At 53.5% G+C, this 17,072-nt stretch carries 22 protein-coding genes; 19 read left to right on the plus strand and 3 right to left on the minus strand.

Features of this window, described 5'->3' with window-relative positions; translation table 11 throughout:
* Nucleotides 1-58 precede the first annotated feature (58 nt).
* Nucleotides 59-1,963 carry an ABC transporter ATP-binding protein gene (locus HCK03_RS01835; protein WP_076946130.1) on the minus strand — a complete coding sequence of 635 codons (1,905 nt, stop codon included), beginning with the start codon at nt 1,961-1,963 and terminating at the stop codon, nt 59-61.
* A 172-nt stretch (nt 1,964-2,135) separates the two neighbouring features.
* On the opposite strand from HCK03_RS01835, the gene kefG reads away from it, so the two are divergent.
* From kefG to slyD, 4 genes are all read left to right on the plus strand, one after another.
* Nucleotides 2,136-2,702 carry a glutathione-regulated potassium-efflux system ancillary protein KefG gene (gene kefG / locus HCK03_RS01840; protein ID WP_041142981.1) on the plus strand — a complete coding sequence of 189 codons (567 nt, stop codon included), beginning with the start codon at nt 2,136-2,138 and terminating at the stop codon, nt 2,700-2,702.
* The gene (gene kefB, locus HCK03_RS01845) at nt 2,689-4,494 is read left to right on the plus strand and encodes a glutathione-regulated potassium-efflux system protein KefB (RefSeq protein ID WP_167691072.1); all 1,806 of its coding nucleotides are present in this window, start codon (nt 2,689-2,691) and stop codon (nt 4,492-4,494) included. Before kefG ends, kefB begins: the two co-directional genes overlap by 14 nt.
* Before the next feature lie 13 nt (nt 4,495-4,507).
* On the plus strand, nt 4,508-4,708 hold the full coding sequence (locus tag HCK03_RS01850) for a YheV family putative zinc ribbon protein (protein WP_013364433.1): 201 nt from the start codon (nt 4,508-4,510) through the stop codon (nt 4,706-4,708).
* A gap of 94 nt (nt 4,709-4,802) precedes the next feature.
* A complete protein-coding gene (gene slyD, locus HCK03_RS01855) occupies nt 4,803-5,402 on the plus strand; it encodes a peptidylprolyl isomerase (protein ID WP_041142979.1) in 600 nt (199 codons plus the stop codon).
* Nucleotides 5,403-5,484: 82 nt separating this feature from the next.
* On the opposite strand, the gene HCK03_RS01860 is transcribed toward slyD, so the two are convergent.
* The gene (locus tag HCK03_RS01860; protein ID WP_041142978.1) at nt 5,485-5,703 is read right to left on the minus strand and encodes a protein SlyX; all 219 of its coding nucleotides are present in this window, start codon (nt 5,701-5,703) and stop codon (nt 5,485-5,487) included.
* A 222-nt stretch (nt 5,704-5,925) separates the two neighbouring features.
* On the opposite strand from HCK03_RS01860, the gene fkpA reads away from it, so the two are divergent.
* From fkpA to bfr, 11 genes are all read left to right on the plus strand, one after another.
* Entirely contained in the window at nt 5,926-6,756 is an 831-nt protein-coding gene (fkpA, locus tag HCK03_RS01865; protein WP_041142977.1) for an FKBP-type peptidyl-prolyl cis-trans isomerase, read from the plus strand.
* Between the two features lie 368 nt (nt 6,757-7,124).
* Nucleotides 7,125-7,847 carry a helix-turn-helix transcriptional regulator gene (locus tag HCK03_RS01870; RefSeq protein WP_004868391.1) on the plus strand — a complete coding sequence of 241 codons (723 nt, stop codon included), beginning with the start codon at nt 7,125-7,127 and terminating at the stop codon, nt 7,845-7,847.
* Nucleotides 7,847-8,233, plus strand: coding sequence for a sulfurtransferase complex subunit TusD (tusD, locus tag HCK03_RS01875; protein WP_076946127.1), 387 nt, complete (start codon nt 7,847-7,849; stop codon nt 8,231-8,233). Before HCK03_RS01870 ends, tusD begins: the two co-directional genes overlap by 1 nt.
* The gene (tusC, locus tag HCK03_RS01880) at nt 8,233-8,592 is read left to right on the plus strand and encodes a sulfurtransferase complex subunit TusC (RefSeq protein WP_167691073.1); all 360 of its coding nucleotides are present in this window, start codon (nt 8,233-8,235) and stop codon (nt 8,590-8,592) included. The genes tusD and tusC overlap by 1 nt, the downstream gene beginning before the upstream one ends.
* A 7-nt stretch (nt 8,593-8,599) precedes the next feature.
* Nucleotides 8,600-8,887, plus strand: coding sequence for a sulfurtransferase complex subunit TusB (tusB, locus tag HCK03_RS01885; RefSeq protein ID WP_041142974.1), 288 nt, complete (start codon nt 8,600-8,602; stop codon nt 8,885-8,887).
* Between the two features lie 124 nt (nt 8,888-9,011).
* Complete coding sequence (gene rpsL, locus HCK03_RS01890; RefSeq protein ID WP_045854063.1) at nt 9,012-9,386, plus strand: 30S ribosomal protein S12; 375 nt, start codon at nt 9,012-9,014, stop codon at nt 9,384-9,386.
* Between the two features lie 96 nt (nt 9,387-9,482).
* Complete coding sequence (gene rpsG, locus HCK03_RS01895) at nt 9,483-9,953, plus strand: 30S ribosomal protein S7 (RefSeq protein WP_004106370.1); 471 nt, start codon at nt 9,483-9,485, stop codon at nt 9,951-9,953.
* Nucleotides 9,954-10,049: 96 nt separating this feature from the next.
* The gene (fusA, locus tag HCK03_RS01900) at nt 10,050-12,164 is read left to right on the plus strand and encodes an elongation factor G (RefSeq protein ID WP_041142973.1); all 2,115 of its coding nucleotides are present in this window, start codon (nt 10,050-10,052) and stop codon (nt 12,162-12,164) included.
* Nucleotides 12,165-12,233: 69 nt separating this feature from the next.
* The gene (tuf, locus tag HCK03_RS01905) at nt 12,234-13,418 is read left to right on the plus strand and encodes an elongation factor Tu (protein ID WP_045854065.1); all 1,185 of its coding nucleotides are present in this window, start codon (nt 12,234-12,236) and stop codon (nt 13,416-13,418) included.
* A 182-nt stretch (nt 13,419-13,600) separates the two neighbouring features.
* Nucleotides 13,601-13,795, plus strand: a complete 195-nt coding sequence (bfd, locus tag HCK03_RS01910) for a bacterioferritin-associated ferredoxin (RefSeq protein WP_071844856.1) — start codon at nt 13,601-13,603, stop codon at nt 13,793-13,795.
* A gap of 73 nt (nt 13,796-13,868) precedes the next feature.
* On the plus strand, nt 13,869-14,345 hold the full coding sequence (gene bfr, locus HCK03_RS01915; protein WP_076948229.1) for a bacterioferritin: 477 nt from the start codon (nt 13,869-13,871) through the stop codon (nt 14,343-14,345).
* On the opposite strand, the gene HCK03_RS01920 is transcribed toward bfr, so the two are convergent.
* Nucleotides 14,322-14,801 carry a prepilin peptidase gene (locus HCK03_RS01920; protein WP_167691074.1) on the minus strand — a complete coding sequence of 160 codons (480 nt, stop codon included), beginning with the start codon at nt 14,799-14,801 and terminating at the stop codon, nt 14,322-14,324. The two genes, bfr and HCK03_RS01920, sit on opposite strands and share 24 nt — an antisense overlap.
* A 377-nt stretch (nt 14,802-15,178) precedes the next feature.
* Between HCK03_RS01920 and rpsJ the strand changes: the two genes are divergently transcribed.
* The 4 genes from rpsJ to rplW are packed head-to-tail and all read left to right on the plus strand — an operon-like array spanning nt 15,179 to nt 17,067.
* The gene (gene rpsJ, locus HCK03_RS01925) at nt 15,179-15,490 is read left to right on the plus strand and encodes a 30S ribosomal protein S10 (RefSeq protein WP_001181005.1); all 312 of its coding nucleotides are present in this window, start codon (nt 15,179-15,181) and stop codon (nt 15,488-15,490) included.
* A 32-nt stretch (nt 15,491-15,522) separates the two neighbouring features.
* Nucleotides 15,523-16,152 (plus strand): 50S ribosomal protein L3, encoded by a 630-nt coding sequence (rplC, locus tag HCK03_RS01930; RefSeq protein WP_004868374.1) that lies wholly within the window; start codon nt 15,523-15,525, stop codon nt 16,150-16,152.
* Nucleotides 16,153-16,162: 10 nt separating this feature from the next.
* Nucleotides 16,163-16,768: a 50S ribosomal protein L4 gene (gene rplD / locus HCK03_RS01935; RefSeq protein WP_015960716.1), complete on the plus strand. Its 606-nt coding sequence runs from the start codon at nt 16,163-16,165 to the stop codon at nt 16,766-16,768.
* A complete protein-coding gene (gene rplW, locus HCK03_RS01940; protein ID WP_004868363.1) occupies nt 16,765-17,067 on the plus strand; it encodes a 50S ribosomal protein L23 in 303 nt (100 codons plus the stop codon). The genes rplD and rplW overlap by 4 nt, the downstream gene beginning before the upstream one ends.
* Nucleotides 17,068-17,072 lie beyond the last annotated feature (5 nt).

Consider the following 17,072-nt stretch of genomic DNA (forward strand, 5'->3'; position numbering starts at 1 on the left):
TGGCCCCGAAAGCTCATTGCCAGTGAACCGTCGAGGCCGCGCGCTCGGCCCGCAGGGCTTAGCCTTCCTGCAGCATCTGCTCCAGCTGTTCCTGCGCCTCCAGCCAGGCCATTTCGCACTCTTCCAGACCCGATTTGGCACTGGCCTGCTGCTGCAGGCAGGCGGTCAGGTCCGCTTTGCGGGATGCGTCATACAGGCCGCTGTCGCCCAGTTTCTCTTCCGCCTGCGCGAGCTGGGCGTTGAGCTTATCCATCTCTTTCTCAAGACGGGTAATCTCTTTACGCAATGGCTGAGTCAGGGTGCGCAGCTCCGCTTCCCGGCGCTTTTGGTCTTTGCGGGACTGGGCGCTGTTGCCGTTATCTTTGATCGCGTCAGACGACTGACTCTCCTGCTTCTGCGAGTCGCTCAGCCACTGCTGGTAATCTTCCAGATCGCCGTCGAACTGCTCAACCTTGCCGTCGTGGACCAGATAGAGATCGTCGGTGGTCGAACGGATCAGGTGGCGATCGTGCGAGACCACCACCAGCGCGCCTTCGAAATCAATCAGCGCTTCGGTTAAAGCCTGGCGCATATCGAGGTCAAGGTGGTTAGTCGGTTCATCGAGCAGCAGAAGATTAGGGCGCTGCCAGACGATCAGCGCCAGCACCAGGCGCGCTTTTTCGCCGCCGGAGAAGCGCTGGGTTGCTTCGTTGACCTTATCGCTCTGGAAACCGAAGCCGCCGAGATAGTCGCGCAGCTTCTGCTCCAGCTCCTGCGGCGCCAGGCGAGCCAGGTGCTGCAGCGGTGATTCATCCGCCCGCAGGAACTCCAGCTGATGCTGAGCGAAGTAGCCCAGCTTAATCCCTTTTGCCAGCCCCACTTCGCCCTGCAGCGGCTGCAGCTCGCCGGCCAGTAGCTTGATGAGCGTCGATTTACCGGCGCCGTTGCGTCCCAGCAGGCCGATGCGTGAGCCGGGAACCAAATTCAGCTTGATCGAGTCGAGGATAATGCGTTCACCGTAGCCAGCGCTGACTTTTTCCATCTTCAGCAGCGGGTTGGGCAGGCTTTCCGGCGCGCGGAAGCTAAAGTGGAACGGGTTATCGACGTGGGCCGGGGCGATAAGCTCCATGCGCTCCAGCATTTTAATGCGGCTCTGGGCCTGCTTCGCCTTGGTGGCCTTGGCGCGGAAGCGATCGATATAGCTTTGCAGATGGGCGACGCGCAGCTGCTGGCTTTCATACATCGACTGCTGCTGCGACAGACGGGTGGCGCGCTGTATTTCGAACGAGCTGTAGTTGCCGGTGTACTCGAACATGTTTTGCTGTTCGATATGCATAATTTTATCGACGATCGGATCGAGAAAATCGCGATCGTGCGAGATAAGGATCAGCGTGCCGGTATAGCTTTTGAGCCACTTTTCCAGCCAGATCACCGCATCGAGATCGAGGTGGTTAGTCGGTTCATCCAGCAGCAGGAGGTCAGAGCGACAAATGAGCGCCTGCGCCAGGTTCAGGCGCATACGCCAGCCGCCGGAGAAGTCGCTCACCGGGCGCTCCAGCTGTTCGTTGCTGAAGCCCAGGCCGTGCAGCAGGCTCGAGGCGCGTGAGCGGATCGTCCAGGCGTCAATGGCATCCAGCTTGCCGTGAACCGTCGCAATGGCGTGACCGTCATTGCGCTCGTTGGCCTGATTTAAATCGGCCTCGAGCTGGCGATATTCCCGATCGCCGTCAATAACATAATCAATGGCCGGCTGCGCTAGCGCAGGGGTTTCCTGATTAACCCACGCCAGCTGCCAGTTGCCCGGAAAGGTCATACTGCCGCCGTCGGCGCTAATCTCGTTTTTCAAAAGCGATAGCAGCGTGGATTTACCGCAGCCGTTTTTGCCCACCAGACCGACCTTCTGGCCAGGGTTGATGGTAGCGGTGGCGTTGTCCAGCAGGACGCGTACGCCGCGACGAATTTGTAACGAGGAGAAAACAATCATAAGGCGCCGTATGTTCAGACTATGTTAATTTGTCATTATGATAATGTAATGTGGTAGCAAATAGCTCCACCGGGCCGCAATGGTAGCCCAAAATGAAGACGATACACAAAGTCATTCTGGTTGCGTTGAGGCGCAGCCGTTGTTCAGGCCACTACAAGACGTTGGGAGGGGAATGATGTCTCAGACAGCGAAGGTTTTGCTGCTGTATGCCCACCCAGAATCTCAGGATTCCGTGGCTAACCGGGTTTTGCTTGAACCGGCCTTACAGCTGCCGAACGTCACCGTGCACGATCTTTACGCACACTATCCCGATTTTTTTATCGATATTGCCTGGGAGCAGGATCTCCTGCGTCAGCATGAGGTGATTGTTTTCCAGCATCCGCTCTATACGTGGAGCTGCCCGGCGCTGCTAAAAGAGTGGCTGGACAGAGTGCTGAGCCGCGGTTTTGCCAGCGGTGCCGGGGGGAATCAACTGGCGGGAAAGTACTGGCGTAGCGTGATCACCACCGGTGAGCCGGAAAGCGCCTACCGTCGCGACGCTAACCGCTATCCAATGAACGATATTCTCCGACCTTTCGAACTGACCGCCGGCATGTGCCGGATGCACTGGATGAGCCCGATTATTGTCTACTGGGCCCGTCGGCAATCGCCCGCCGATCTGAAAAGCCATGCGCGCGCTTATCGTGACTGGTTGGCCAACCCCATCGCGTCAGGAGGAGTCATAAATGGAGGGAGCTGATCTGCTTTTGGCTGGCGTGCTGTTTCTGTTCGCCGCCGTTGTCGCGGTACCGCTGGCCGCCCGGCTGGGCATTGGTGCGGTACTCGGCTATCTGCTCGCCGGGATCGCCATTGGCCCGTGGGGGCTGGGGTTCATCAGCGACGTCGATGAAATCCTTCATTTCTCCGAGCTGGGCGTGGTGTTCCTGATGTTTATCATCGGGCTCGAGCTCAACCCGTCGAAGCTCTGGCGCCTGAGAAGCTCCATCTTTGGCGTTGGGGCGGCCCAGGTTTTATGCAGCGCGGCAATCCTCGGCGGCCTGCTGATGGTCACCGGATTCACGTGGCAGGCGGCGGTTGTCGGCGGGATTGGCTTAGCGATGTCCTCTACGGCGATGGCGCTGCAGCTGATGCGCGAGAAGGGGATGAGCCGCAGTGAGTCCGGCCAGCTGGGATTCTCCGTTCTGCTGTTTCAGGATTTGGCGGTGATCCCCGCGCTGGCGCTGGTACCGCTGCTGGCCGGCTCCGGCGACGATCGCTTTGATTGGGTGACGATAGGGCTGAAGGTGCTGGCCTTTGCCGGCATGCTGATCGGCGGCCGCTTTTTGCTGCGGCCGGTGTTCCGTTTTATCGCGGCCTCCGGCGTGCGGGAGGTTTTTACCGCCGCGACGCTGCTGCTGGTGTTGGGTTCGGCGCTGTTTATGGATGCGCTCGGCCTGTCGATGGCGCTGGGAACCTTCATCGCCGGGGTACTGCTGGCTGAAAGCGAATATCGCCACGAGCTGGAAATCGCCATTGAGCCTTTTAAAGGTCTTCTGCTCGGCCTGTTCTTTATCTCCGTTGGCATGGCGCTGAATCTGGGCGTTCTCTACACCCATCTGCTGTGGGTCGCCGCCAGCGTCGCGGCGCTGGTGATGGTGAAAGCGCTCGTGCTGTACGTTCTGGCGCGGGTGTACGGCCTTCGCAGCTCGGAGCGGATGCAGTTTGCCGGAGTTCTGAGCCAGGGCGGGGAGTTTGCCTTTGTGCTGTTCTCGTTACCGGCTTCGCTGCGGCTGTTCGAAAATGACCAGATGGCGCTGCTGCTGGTCACGGTTACGCTGTCGATGATGACCACGCCGCTGCTGATGACCCTGATAGATTACGTGCTCTCCCGACGCTTTAACCAGCCGGAGGAAGAGGACGAAGCGCCGTGGGTTGAGGATGATAAACCGCAGGTGATTATCGTCGGCTTCGGCCGCTTTGGGCAGGTCATTGGCCGTCTGCTGATGGCCAATAAAATGCGCATTACCGTGCTTGAGCGCGACATCAGCGCGGTGAACCTGATGCGTAAATATGGCTATAAGGTTTACTTCGGCGATGCGACGCAGCTGGAGCTGCTGCGCTCGGCGGGAGCGGAGGACGCGCAGTCAATCGTGATTACCTGCAACGAGCCGGAAGATACCATGAAGCTGGTTGAGATGTGTCAGCAGCACTTTCCGCATCTGCACATTCTGGCGCGAGCGCGGGGCCGCGTTGAAGCCCATGAGCTGCTGCAGGCCGGGGTGGCGCAGTTCTCGCGCGAAACCTTCTCCAGCGCGCTGGAGCTGGGGCGCAAGGCGCTGGTCAGCGTCGGAATGCATCCGCATCAGGCGCAGCGCGCGCAGCTGCACTTCCGTCGTCTGGATATGCGAATGCTGCGAGAGTTAATGCCGGTACATACTGATACTCTGCAGATATCGCGCGTGCGGGAAGCGCGGCGGGAGCTGGAGGAGATTTTTCAGCGTGAAATGCAGAAAGAGAGCAGGCAGCTTGACGGCTGGGATGAGTTTGAATAAAGGGTAAATCATTATGGCAGTGCGTAAACGTTTTATCGCCGGGGCAAAATGCCCGGCGTGCCAGGCCCAGGATTCTCTGGCAATGTGGCGGGAAAATAATGTCGATATTGTTGAGTGTGTTAAGTGCGGACACCAGATGCGCGAGGCGGATAAAGAGGCCCGCGAGCACGTACGTAAAGACGAACAAGTGATCGGCATTTTTCATCCGGACTAGCGTTATCTGTCGCCTTTTTTTAAGCTAGAGGGTACACGGCTGCAGAATTCCGCTACAATCTGCGCCACTATTCTTCCCATGCTCAGGAGATATCATGAAAGTAGCAAAAGACCTGGTGGTCAGCCTGGCCTATCAGGTACGTACAGAAGACGGTGTGTTGGTTGATGAGTCTCCGGTAAGCGCGCCGCTGGACTACCTGCATGGTCACGGCTCCCTGATTTCCGGCCTGGAAACTGCGCTGGATGGTCATGAAGTGGGCGACAAATTTGATGTTGCTGTCGGCGCGAACGATGCGTACGGCCAGTACGACGAAAACCTGGTTCAGCGCGTTCCTAAAGACGTCTTCATGGGCGTTGATGAGCTGCAGGTTGGCATGCGTTTCCTGGCGGAAACCGATCAGGGTCCGGTACCGGTTGAAATTACCGAAGTTGACGACGAGCACGTAGTTGTTGACGGTAACCACATGCTGGCTGGCCAAAACCTGAAGTTCAACGTTGAAGTTGTGGCGATTCGTGAAGCAACGGCTGAAGAGCTGGAGCACGGTCATGTACACGGCGCGAATGGTCACGATCACGACCATGACCACGATCATGACGGATGCTGCGGTGGCCACGGTCACAGCCATGACCACGACCACGGTCACGAACATGGCAAAGGCGGCTGTGGCGGTAACGGCGGCTGCGGCTGTCACTAAGACCTGTCGTCTTACAAGCCGCAGGCGCGTTGGCTAGCGCTGCCGGCTATAAAAAAGCGGGGAAACCCGCTTTTTTTACGCCTCAATAATGTGGAGGCGGCGTCTCTTCAGACTGCGATGCGATATACGATGACTGCGTCGCCTTCAGCTTTTCTACCATCAGACGCATATGTTCACGCATCTTTGCCATTTCGATCTCATGGGCGGTAACGGTCTTGTTGAGGTCTTCAATGGTGATTTCCTGATACGCCAGCCGGCTTTCCAGCTCCGCCAGGCGAGTCTCCAGTTTGCTATCGTGCATGAGTAACCTCTTCTGTCTTATCTCGCGGGCGGATTCTACTGAATTTTCAGCATTCGTGCAGCATCGTAACGCCCGACAGGAAACTAATTCATACAAAAATAGTCTGAAAAGAGGCGATATTCAGGTACGTCCGTATGTAGATTTGTCCTGCAACGTTCTATAGTACATTTTTTGCTTTTTACGCTAACCCTGGGGTGAGATGCCCCGGCCCTGGAGAAATGGATGAAATCACTGTTTAAAGTAACGCTGCTGGCGACCACGATGGCCGTCGCGCTGAATGCACCGCTGACCTTTGCTGCGGATACCGCTGCAAAGACGGCACCTGCAACGGAAAGCAAATCGGCATTTAAGAATGACGATCAGAAATCTGCTTATGCGCTGGGTGCATCGCTGGGACGTTACATGGAAAACTCCCTGAAAGAACAAGAAAAACTGGGCATTAAACTGGATAAAGATCAGCTGATCGCTGGCGTGCAGGACGCGTTTGCCGATAAGAGCAAACTCTCCGATCAGGAAATCGAACAGACTCTGCAAGCGTTTGAAACTCGTGTGAAAACCGCTGCTCAGCAAAAAATGGAAAAAGATGCATCTGAGAACGATGCTAAAGGTAAAGCCTATCGCGACACCTTCGCTAAAGAGAAGGGCGTGAAAACCTCTAAATCCGGCCTGCTGTATAAAGTCGAGAAAGCCGGTACCGGTGACGCACCGAAAGACAGCGATACCGTGGTTGTGAACTACAAAGGGACGCTGATCGACGGTAAAGAGTTCGATAACTCCTATACCCGCGGCGAGCCGCTCTCTTTCCGTCTGGACGGCGTGATCCCGGGCTGGACTGAAGGCCTGAAGAACATTAAGAAAGGTGGTAAAATCCAGCTGGTCATCCCACCGGATCTGGCATACGGCAAAACCGGCGTTCCGGGTATCCCGGCTAACTCTACTCTGGTCTTCGACGTAGAGCTGCTGGATATCAAACCGGCTCCGAAAGCGGATGCGAAGCCTGAAGCTGCCGCTGACGCAAAAGCGGATGCAGCAAGCGCAGACGCTAAGAAGTAATGGAATTGACGCCGCCGCCCTCAAAGGCGGCGGCTTTTTTATTTGGGGCAGATATAATTAAAACTGGAAAGTGCCTCAAGCGCTGTATTACTTTAGATAGCTTAATCTTATTAATGACGATGAGCCTGCCCTGACAAGCTACACCTCATCCTTCAAGCTGCCTCTGAGCTGGCTGCATTTGCTGACTCCAGCCTCTTACTGGATTCGGTCCTGGGTATCGATAGGAGACAACCTTGTCTCTTACAAGAGCCAGCCTTCGGCTGGTCAAATTCGCTGTTGACGAATTTGTCTCAGATTTGCCGCCGCGGCGTACCTTGAACGGTTTTGTGTAAAAAATGACAGGCTCCTGAAAAGGAGTGCTTTTTTTCATGTCCAGGTCGCTTTTAACCAACGAAACCAGCGAGCTTGACCTGCTGGATCAACGTCCTTTCGACCAGACCGACTTCGATATCCTAAAATCCTATGAAGCGGTGGTGGACGGGTTAGCGATGCTCATTGGTTCCCACTGTGAAATCGTGCTGCATTCTTTACAGGATCTGAAATGTTCCGCCATTCGCATCGCCAACGGTGAACATACCGGTCGTCAAATCGGCTCGCCAATCACTGACCTGGCGCTGCGTATGCTGCACGATATGACTGGAGCTGATAGCAGCGTTTCCAAATGCTATTTTACTCGCGCTAAAAGCGGAGTGCTGATGAAGTCGGTGACGATTGCGATACGCAACCGCGAGCACCGGGTGATCGGCCTTTTGTGCATTAACATGAACCTCGATGTCCCGTTCTCCCAGATTATGAGCACTTTTATTCCGCCGGAAACGCCGGAAGTGAACTCGCAGGTCAACTTTGCCTCATCGGTTGACGATCTGGTCGCGCAAACCCTCGAGTTTACGATTGAAGAAGTGAACGCCGATCGCAACGTTTCCAATAACGCCAAAAATCGTCAGATCGTCCTGAATCTTTACGAGAAAGGGATCTTTGATATCAAGGATGCTATCAACCAGGTTGCCGATCGCCTGAATATCTCGAAGCACACGGTGTATCTCTATATCCGCCAGTTCAAAAGCGGTGATTTCCAGGGTCTGGATAAGTAATGCGTTTTGCCATTACGGTGACGGGCCCGGCCTACGGTACGCAGCAGGCCAGCAGCGCCTGGCAGTTTGCGCAGGCCGTGCTGGAGGAGGGGCATGAGCTGATTTGCGTCTTTTTCTATCGCGAAGGCGTCTATAACGCAAACCAGCTGACCGCTCCCGCCAGCGATGAGTTTGACCTCGTGCGGGCATGGCAAACATTACACGAAGCGCATGCAGTCTCGCTGCATATCTGCGTTGCGGCGGCGCTGCGACGCGGCGTGACGGACGAACATGAAGCGCAGCAGCTTGGTTTGTCTGCGTTTAATCTGCAACCTGGATTCACGCTCAGCGGCCTTGGGGCGCTGGCGGAAGCTGCATTAACCTGCGATCGGATGGTGCAGTTCTGATGAAACGCGTTGCCTTTGTTTTTTCCTCCGCGCCTCATGGCTCCGCGTCCGGCCGGGAAGGCCTGGATGCGCTGCTGGCGACCTCAGCGCTGACCGATGAACTCGGCGTTTTCTTTATCGGCGACGGCGTGTTTCAGCTACTGCCAGAGCAGCGGCCAGGCGCCATTCTGGCCCGCGACTATATCGCAACCTTTAAGCTCCTCTCCCTGTACGATATCGAACAGTGCTGGATGTGCGCCGCTTCTGCCCGCGAGCGCGGCCTGTTGCCCTCCACGCGGTGGGTCATAGATGGCGAGTGGCTGGAGCCAGAGGCGCTACGTGCCCGACTCGATGATTTCAACGTGATACTGCGCTTCTGAGGCCACTATGCTCCACACTCTCAGCGTTTCCCCATGGCATACCGATCTGGCAGCGATGCTGCGTCTGGTAAAGGATGGCGACGATCTGCTGCTGCTTTCCGATGGCGTCATCGCGGCAGCCGACGGCGGGCGCTACCTTGAAATCCTGCTTTCCGCCCCCATAACCATCCATGCGCTGCAGGATGATATTGAAGCCCGCGGCCTGACCGGGCAAATTGCGGGCAGTGTCATCAGGGTTGGCTATACTGACTTCGTCAGACTTGTGCTCAAACACCCTGGACAGTTGGCCTGGTAATGGCAGGATTGTTGTATATTTCTTGACACCTTTTCGGCACCGCCCTAGAATTCTGCGTCCTCATATTATCTGAGGCGATTTATTACATGTTTACGAAGCAAAAGCTAAAACCAGGAGCTATTTAATGGCAACAATTAACCAGCTGGTACGCAAACCACGCGCACGCAAAGTTGCAAAGAGCAACGTGCCTGCACTGGAAGCCTGCCCGCAGAAACGTGGCGTATGTACTCGCGTATATACTACCACTCCTAAAAAACCAAACTCCGCACTGCGTAAAGTATGCCGTGTGCGTTTGACCAACGGTTTTGAAGTGACTTCCTACATCGGTGGTGAAGGTCACAACCTGCAGGAACACTCCGTGATCCTGATCCGTGGCGGTCGTGTAAAAGACCTTCCGGGTGTTCGTTACCACACCGTTCGTGGTGCGCTTGACTGCTCCGGCGTTAAAGACCGTAAGCAATCTCGCTCCAAATATGGCGTGAAACGTCCTAAGGCTTAATGGTTCTCCGTTAAGTAAGGCCAAACTGTTTTACCTTAATGTCAAACTAAACTCTTAGAGTTTTGGACAATCCTGAATTAACAACGGAGTATTCCCATGCCACGTCGTCGCGTCATTGGTCAGCGTAAAATTCTTCCGGATCCTAAGTTCGGATCAGAACTGCTGGCAAAATTTGTAAATATCCTGATGGTAGATGGTAAAAAATCTACTGCAGAAGCTATCGTATACAGCGCGCTGGAGACCCTGGCTCAGCGTTCTGGTAAAAATGAACTGGAAGCTTTCGAAGTCGCTCTCGACAACGTTCGCCCGACTGTAGAAGTTAAGTCCCGCCGCGTTGGTGGTTCTACTTATCAGGTTCCAGTTGAAGTCCGTCCGGTTCGTCGTAATGCTCTGGCAATGCGTTGGATCGTTGAAGCTGCTCGTAAACGTGGTGATAAATCCATGGCTCTGCGTCTGGCGAACGAACTTTCTGATGCTGCAGACAACAAAGGTACTGCAGTTAAGAAACGTGAAGACGTACACCGCATGGCAGAAGCCAACAAGGCGTTCGCTCACTACCGTTGGTAATCCCTTCGGAGTCATAGTCACCAGACGGGCGCTTCAGGTAAGTCGCCCGTTTTGGATAACTTAACTGAACGCCTAAAGAAACAAACGAGGAATCAAATGGCTCGTAAAACACCCATTGAGCGCTACCGTAACATTGGTATCAGCGCTCATATCGACGCCGGTAAGACAACAACTACCGAACGTGTTCTGTTCTACACTGGTGTAAACCACAAAATCGGTGAAGTTCATGATGGCGCAGCCACCATGGACTGGATGGAGCAGGAGCAGGAACGTGGTATTACCATCACGTCCGCTGCGACTACCTGTTTCTGGTCAGGAATGGCTAAACAGTTCGAACCACACCACATCAACATCATCGACACCCCAGGGCACGTTGACTTCACTATCGAAGTAGAACGTTCCATGCGTGTTCTTGATGGTGCGGTAATGGTTTACTGTGCTGTTGGTGGTGTTCAGCCACAGTCTGAAACCGTATGGCGTCAGGCAAACAAATATAAAGTTCCACGTATCGCGTTCGTTAACAAAATGGACCGTATGGGTGCTAACTTCCTGAAAGTTGTTGATCAGATTGAAAAGCGTCTGGGCGCGAACCCGGTCCCTCTGCAGCTGGCTATCGGCGCAGAAGAGAAATTCACCGGTGTTGTTGACCTGGTGAAAATGAAAGCTATCAACTGGAACGAAGCCGATCAGGGCGTGACCTTCGAATACGAAGAGATCCCAGCTGATATGCAGGAACTGGCTGAAGAATGGCGCCAGAAACTGGTTGAAGCCGCTGCTGAAGGTTCTGACGAACTGATGGAGAAATTCTTTGGTGGCGAAGAGCTGACTGAAGAAGAGATCAAAACTTCTCTGCGTAAGCGCGTACTTAACAACGAAATTATCCTGGTTACCTGTGGTTCTGCATTTAAGAACAAAGGTGTTCAGGCGATGCTGGATGCGGTTGTTGAATACCTGCCAGCGCCGACTGATGTTACTGCGATTAACGGTATCCTGGACGACGGTAAAGACACTCCGGCAGTTCGTCACTCTGATGACAACGAGCCGTTTGCTGCGCTGGCGTTCAAAATTGCTACCGACCCGTTTGTTGGTAACCTGACCTTCTTCCGCGTTTACTCTGGCGTTGTTAACTCTGGCGACACCGTGTTCAACCCGGTGAAATCAGCACGTGAGCGTCTGGGCCGTATCGTACAGATGCACGCCAACAAACGTGAAGAGATCAAAGAAGTTCGTGCGGGCGACATCGCTGCAGCGATTGGTCTGAAAGAAGTGACTACCGGTGACACCCTGTGTGACCAGGATAATGTAATTATCCTGGAGCGTATGGAGTTCCCGGAGCCGGTAATCTCGATCGCCGTTGAACCAAAAACCAAAGCTGACCAGGAAAAAATGGGTCTGGCTCTGGGCCGTCTGGCTAAAGAAGACCCGTCATTCCGCGTATGGACTGACGAAGAAACTAACCAGACTATTATCGCCGGTATGGGTGAGCTGCACCTCGACATCATCGTTGACCGTATGAAGCGTGAATTCAACGTTGAAGCGAACGTCGGTAAACCTCAGGTTGCTTACCGCGAAGCGATTCGCTCTAAAGTTACCGATATCGAAGGTAAACATGCTAAGCAGTCTGGTGGTCGCGGTCAGTATGGTCACGTTGTGATCGACATGTACCCACTGGAGCCGGGCTCAAATCCGAAAGGATACGAGTTCATCAACGACATCAAAGGTGGTGTAATTCCTGGTGAATACATCCCTGCCGTTGATAAAGGTATTCAGGAACAGCTGAAAGCTGGTCCGCTGGCAGGTTACCCGGTAGTTGATCTCGGCGTGCGTCTGCACTTCGGTTCTTACCATGACGTTGACTCCTCCGAGCTGGCGTTTAAACTGGCCGCTTCTATTGCCTTCAAAGATGGCTTTAAGAAAGCGAAACCAGTTCTGCTTGAGCCGATCATGAAGGTTGAAGTAGAGACTCCGGAAGAGAACACTGGTGACGTCATCGGTGACCTTAGCCGTCGTCGTGGTATGCTGCGTGGTCAAGAATCCAACGTTACTGGCGTTGTGATTCACGCTGAAGTTCCGCTGTCTGAAATGTTCGGATATGCAACTCAGCTGCGTTCTCTGACCAAAGGTCGTGCTTCTTACTCCATGGAGTTCCTGAAGTATGATGACGCACCGAACAACGTTGCTCAGGCCGTAATTGAAGCCCGTGGTAAATAAGCCGTAGGGTTAAACCAAAATCCCGTGCTCTCTCCTGAAGGGGAGAGCGCTATAGTAAGGAATATAGCCGTGTCTAAAGAAAAATTTGAACGTACAAAACCGCACGTCAACGTCGGTACTATCGGCCACGTTGACCATGGTAAAACTACTCTGACCGCTGCAATCACTACCGTTCTGGCTAAAACCTACGGTGGTTCTGCTCGTGCATTCGACCAGATCGATAACGCACCGGAAGAAAAAGCTCGTGGTATCACCATCAACACTTCCCACGTTGAATATGACACCCCGACTCGCCACTACGCACACGTAGACTGCCCGGGCCACGCCGACTATGTTAAAAACATGATCACCGGTGCTGCTCAGATGGATGGCGCGATCCTGGTTGTTGCTGCGACTGACGGCCCGATGCCGCAGACTCGTGAGCACATCCTGCTGGGTCGTCAGGTAGGCGTTCCGTACATCATCGTGTTCCTGAACAAATGCGACATGGTTGATGACGAAGAGCTGCTGGAACTGGTTGAGATGGAAGTTCGTGAACTGCTGTCTCAGTACGATTTCCCGGGCGACGACACTCCGATCATCCGTGGTTCTGCTCTGAAAGCGCTGGAAGGCGAAGCAGAGTGGGAAGCTAAGATCGTTGAACTGGCTGGCTACCTGGATTCTTACATCCCGGAACCAGAACGTGCTATCGACAAGCCGTTCCTGCTGCCTATCGAAGACGTATTCTCCATCTCCGGCCGTGGTACTGTTGTTACCGGTCGTGTAGAGCGCGGTATCGTTAAAGTTGGCGAAGAAGTTGAAATCGTTGGTATCAAAGAGACTGCTAAGTCTACCTGTACCGGCGTTGAAATGTTCCGCAAACTGCTGGACGAAGGCCGTGCTGGTGAGAACGTTGGTGTTCTGCTGCGTGGTATCAAACGTGAAGAAATCGAACGTGGTCAGGTACTGGCTAAGCCGGGTTCTATCAAGCCGCACACCAAATTCGAATCTGAAGTTTACATCCTGTCCAAAGATGAAGGCGGCCGTCATACTCCGTTCTTCAAAGGCTACCGTCCGCAGTTCTACTTCCGTACAACTGACGTGACTGGCACCATCGAACTGCCGGAAGGCGTAGAGATGGTAATGCCGGGCGACAACATCAAAATGGTTGTTACCCTGATCCACCCGATCGCGATGGACGACGGTCTGCGTTTCGCAATCCGTGAAGGCGGCCGTACTGTAGGTGCGGGCGTTGTTGCTAAAGTTCTGAGCTAATCCTTTAGTTCTGAATTAAAAAGGGCGCTTCGGCGCCCTTTTTGCTGCCCGTCATTTAGACCCGCTAAGCGCGAGAACGACTAATATAAAAAAGTGCGTTATCGGATCTATTATATAGAGAGACTATTGTAATCATAACTATTCTCATTTACACTTTGAGCATAAATTGAACGGGAGTGAATATGTACGTTTGTTTGTGTAATGGTGTAAACGATAAAAAAATTCGTCAGGCCGTGCGTCAATTTCACCCTCAATCTTTTCAGCAGCTGCGTAAGTTTATTCCCGTTGGAAATCAATGTGGTAAATGCGTCCGCGCCGCTCGCGAGATCATGGAAGATGAATTAACTCGCATGCCGGAATATAAAGAGATCGCCTGAGACCTCCGGCTTTTCTTTGACATCTATATAGTGCGAACTACGCTTCAATGAGTGGAAGCGGAGGGACTATATAATGAAAGGTGATGTCAAAGTCATAAGTTATCTCAATAAATTATTGGGAAATGAGCTTGTCGCAATAAATCAGTACTTTCTCCATGCCAGGATGTTCAAGAACTGGGGCCTGATGCGCCTCAACGATATCGAATACCATGAATCCATTGATGAAATGAAGCACGCTGATAAATATATCGAGCGTATTTTGTTTCTTGAAGGACTGCCCAATCTGCAGGATCTCGGCAAGCTGGGTATCGGTGAAGACGTTGAGGAGATGCTGCAGTCCGATTTAAGGCTGGAGCTGGAAGGCGCCAAAGATTTACGCGAGGCGATCGCCTATGCTGACAGCGTCCACGATTATGTCAGCCGCGATATGCTGATTGAAATTCTTGCCGATGAGGAAGGCCACATTGACTGGCTGGAAACCGAGCTGGACCTGATCGGCAAAATTGGCCTGCAGAATTATCTCCAGTCACAGATTAAAGTTGCTGACTAAAAGCGTTTGCCATCCACAGTAAAAACCCGCTGCAGCCAAAAAAGGGCCAAACGGCAGCGGGTTGTTCAGAACCCCCCGGCGATTCAAGATAACGACGCGCAGTAGCAGCGTGGCGCAGGCGATGAGCGTCGCCATAAATACCAGCTGCGGCAGCGACTGCCAGCCGTGCCAGGCGCCGAGAGCAGCTAGAAATTTCACATCGCCATAGCCTAACCCCTCATACCCGCGAACCCCTCTGTAAACCCAGTAGACTAAAGCAAAGGCCAGATACCCCGCGATAGCACCCCAGACGGCATTTTCCAGGCCCGTCGGCATCTGACAAAGATAAAACAGCAGGCCAAGCCAGAGCAGGGGACAGGTCAAACGGTCGGGAAGCAGCCCATACCGCAGATCGTGCCAGCACAGCGCCAGAGAAAACCCGCAGTAGAAAAGCAGAAAGGGGAGGGTCATGTACATGCGATACCCCGGCGGATGAGTTGTATACGTCGATTCTGACCACGCAAGGTGCGAACGGCAAAGCGCGATGGCGGGCTTTACGCGCGGCAATCCACTCAGTTTGCTATTTTTCAGCCGGCAACACCGCTTTCTCCAGCAGCCTCGCAAATATAAATGATGATTTTCTACGCAGCCCTTGTGTTGGGTCCGATTTTGCGTATAATGCGCGGGCCTGTCAAAATTGGCAGGCCGGTTCGATATGAACCCCGATAGAGCTTTTAGCTATCAAACAATGTTCCCAATCGGGGAACTATGTAAGAACGGTTACACTCTCCCATCAATCGTAATGGGTATGAGGAGTAATCATTTCGTCTATAAATAATTGGAGCTCTGGTCTCATGCAGAACCAAAGAATCCGTATCCGTCTTAAAGCGTTTGATCATCGTCTGATCGATCAATCAACCGCGGAAATCGTCGAGACTGCCAAGCGCACTGGTGCGCAGGTCCGTGGTCCGATCCCGCTGCCGACCCGCAAAGAGCGCTTTACCGTTCTGATCTCTCCGCACGTCAACAAAGATGCGCGCGATCAGTACGAAATTCGCACTCACAAGCGTCTGGTTGACATCGTTGAGCCAACTGAGAAAACCGTTGATGCTCTGATGCGTCTGGATCTGGCTGCCGGTGTAGACGTGCAGATCAGCCTGGGTTAATCAGGTCATCGAGCGATTGAGAGGTTGAAACAATGATTGGTTTAGTCGGTAAAAAAGTGGGTATGACCCGCATCTTCACTGAAGATGGCGTTTCTATCCCAGTAACCGTAATCGAAGTTGAAGCAAACCGTGTTGCACAGGTTAAAGACCTGGCTAACGACGGTTACCGCGCAATTCAGGTTACCACCGGTGCTAAAAAAGCTAACCGTGTAACCAAGCCGGAAGCTGGTCACTTCGCTAAAGCTGGCGTTGAAGCTGGCCGCGGCCTGTGGGAATTCCGTCTTGCTGATGGCGAAGAATTCACCGTAGGTCAGAGCATTAGCGTTGAACTGTTTGCTGACGTTAAAAAAGTTGACGTAACCGGTACCTCTAAAGGTAAAGGTTTTGCTGGTACCGTTAAGCGCTGGAACTTCCGTACTCAGGATGCTACGCACGGTAACTCCTTGTCTCACCGCGTTCCGGGTTCTATCGGTCAGAACCAGACTCCGGGCAAAGTGTTCAAAGGCAAGAAAATGGCAGGTCAGCTGGGCAACGAACGTGTCACTGTTCAGAGCCTGGACGTAGTACGTGTTGACGCTGAGCGCAACCTGCTGCTGGTTAAAGGCGCGGTCCCGGGTGCTACCGGTAGCGACCTGATCGTTAAACCAGCTGTGAAGGCGTAAGGGGATAGCAATGGAATTAGTATTGAAAGACGCGCAGAGCGCGCTGACTGTTTCCGAAACTACCTTCGGTCGTGATTTCAACGAAGCGCTGGTTCACCAGGTTGTAGTTGCTTATGCAGCTGGTGCTCGTCAGGGTACTCGTGCTCAGAAGACTCGTGCTGAAGTAACTGGTTCAGGCAAAAAGCCGTGGCGCCAGAAAGGTACCGGCCGTGCGCGTTCAGGTTCTATCAAGAGCCCGATCTGGCGTTCCGGTGGCGTAACCTTCGCTGCTCGCCCGCAGGACCACAGTCAAAAAGTTAACAAAAAGATGTACCGCGGCGCGCTGAAAAGCATTCTGTCCGAACTGGTACGTCAGGATCGTCTGATCGTTGTCGAGACGTTCTCTGTAGAAGCGCCTAAAACTAAGCTGCTGGCACAGAAACTGAAAGACATGGCTCTGGAAGATGTGCTGATCATCACCGGTGAGCTGGACGAGAACCTGTTCCTGGCTGCGCGCAACCTGCACAAGGTTGACGTACGCGATGCAACTGGTATCGACCCGGTTAGCCTGATCGCCTTCGACAAAGTCGTAATGACTGCTGATGCTGTTAAGCAAGTTGAGGAGATGCTGGCATGATTCGTGAAGAACGTCTGCTGAAGGTGCTGCGTGCACCGCACGTTTCTGAAAAAGCGTCTGCTGCGATGGAAAAAACAAACACCATCGTTCTCAAAGTTGCTAAAGACGCGACTAAAGCAGAAATCAAAGCTGCTGTGCAGAAACTGTTTGAAGTCGAAGTCGAAGTCGTTAACACCCTGGTAGTTAAAGGGAAAGTTAAACGTCACGGACAGCGTATCGGTCGTCGTAGCGACTGGAAAAAAGCTTACGTCACCCTGAAGGAAGGCCAGAATCTGGACTTCGTTGGCGGCGCTGAGTAAGTCGG

Origin of the sequence: Klebsiella terrigena, from assembly GCF_012029655.1 — a bacterium.
GTDB classification, from domain to species: domain Bacteria; phylum Pseudomonadota; class Gammaproteobacteria; order Enterobacterales; family Enterobacteriaceae; genus Klebsiella; species Klebsiella terrigena.

Bases quoted from the DNA above. Each gene is read 5' to 3' on its own strand.
- HCK03_RS01835 (WP_076946130.1), bottom strand. From the start codon at position 1,963: ATGATTGTTTTCTCCTCGTTACAAATTCGTCGCGGCGTACGCGTCCTG.
- kefG (WP_041142981.1), top strand. From the start codon at position 2,136: ATGATGTCTCAGACAGCGAAGGTTTTGCTGCTGTATGCCCACCCAGAA.
- kefB (WP_167691072.1), top strand. From the start codon at position 2,689: ATGGAGGGAGCTGATCTGCTTTTGGCTGGCGTGCTGTTTCTGTTCGCC.
- HCK03_RS01850 (WP_013364433.1), top strand. From the start codon at position 4,508: ATGGCAGTGCGTAAACGTTTTATCGCCGGGGCAAAATGCCCGGCGTGC.
- slyD (WP_041142979.1), top strand. From the start codon at position 4,803: ATGAAAGTAGCAAAAGACCTGGTGGTCAGCCTGGCCTATCAGGTACGT.
- HCK03_RS01860 (WP_041142978.1), bottom strand. From the start codon at position 5,703: ATGCACGATAGCAAACTGGAGACTCGCCTGGCGGAGCTGGAAAGCCGG.
- fkpA (WP_041142977.1), top strand. From the start codon at position 5,926: ATGAAATCACTGTTTAAAGTAACGCTGCTGGCGACCACGATGGCCGTC.
- HCK03_RS01870 (WP_004868391.1), top strand. From the start codon at position 7,125: ATGTCCAGGTCGCTTTTAACCAACGAAACCAGCGAGCTTGACCTGCTG.
- tusD (WP_076946127.1), top strand. From the start codon at position 7,847: ATGCGTTTTGCCATTACGGTGACGGGCCCGGCCTACGGTACGCAGCAG.
- tusC (WP_167691073.1), top strand. From the start codon at position 8,233: ATGAAACGCGTTGCCTTTGTTTTTTCCTCCGCGCCTCATGGCTCCGCG.
- tusB (WP_041142974.1), top strand. From the start codon at position 8,600: ATGCTCCACACTCTCAGCGTTTCCCCATGGCATACCGATCTGGCAGCG.
- rpsL (WP_045854063.1), top strand. From the start codon at position 9,012: ATGGCAACAATTAACCAGCTGGTACGCAAACCACGCGCACGCAAAGTT.
- rpsG (WP_004106370.1), top strand. From the start codon at position 9,483: ATGCCACGTCGTCGCGTCATTGGTCAGCGTAAAATTCTTCCGGATCCT.
- fusA (WP_041142973.1), top strand. From the start codon at position 10,050: ATGGCTCGTAAAACACCCATTGAGCGCTACCGTAACATTGGTATCAGC.
- bfd (WP_071844856.1), top strand. From the start codon at position 13,601: ATGTACGTTTGTTTGTGTAATGGTGTAAACGATAAAAAAATTCGTCAG.
- bfr (WP_076948229.1), top strand. From the start codon at position 13,869: ATGAAAGGTGATGTCAAAGTCATAAGTTATCTCAATAAATTATTGGGA.
- HCK03_RS01920 (WP_167691074.1), bottom strand. From the start codon at position 14,801: ATGTACATGACCCTCCCCTTTCTGCTTTTCTACTGCGGGTTTTCTCTG.
- rpsJ (WP_001181005.1), top strand. From the start codon at position 15,179: ATGCAGAACCAAAGAATCCGTATCCGTCTTAAAGCGTTTGATCATCGT.
- rplC (WP_004868374.1), top strand. From the start codon at position 15,523: ATGATTGGTTTAGTCGGTAAAAAAGTGGGTATGACCCGCATCTTCACT.
- rplD (WP_015960716.1), top strand. From the start codon at position 16,163: ATGGAATTAGTATTGAAAGACGCGCAGAGCGCGCTGACTGTTTCCGAA.
- rplW (WP_004868363.1), top strand. From the start codon at position 16,765: ATGATTCGTGAAGAACGTCTGCTGAAGGTGCTGCGTGCACCGCACGTT.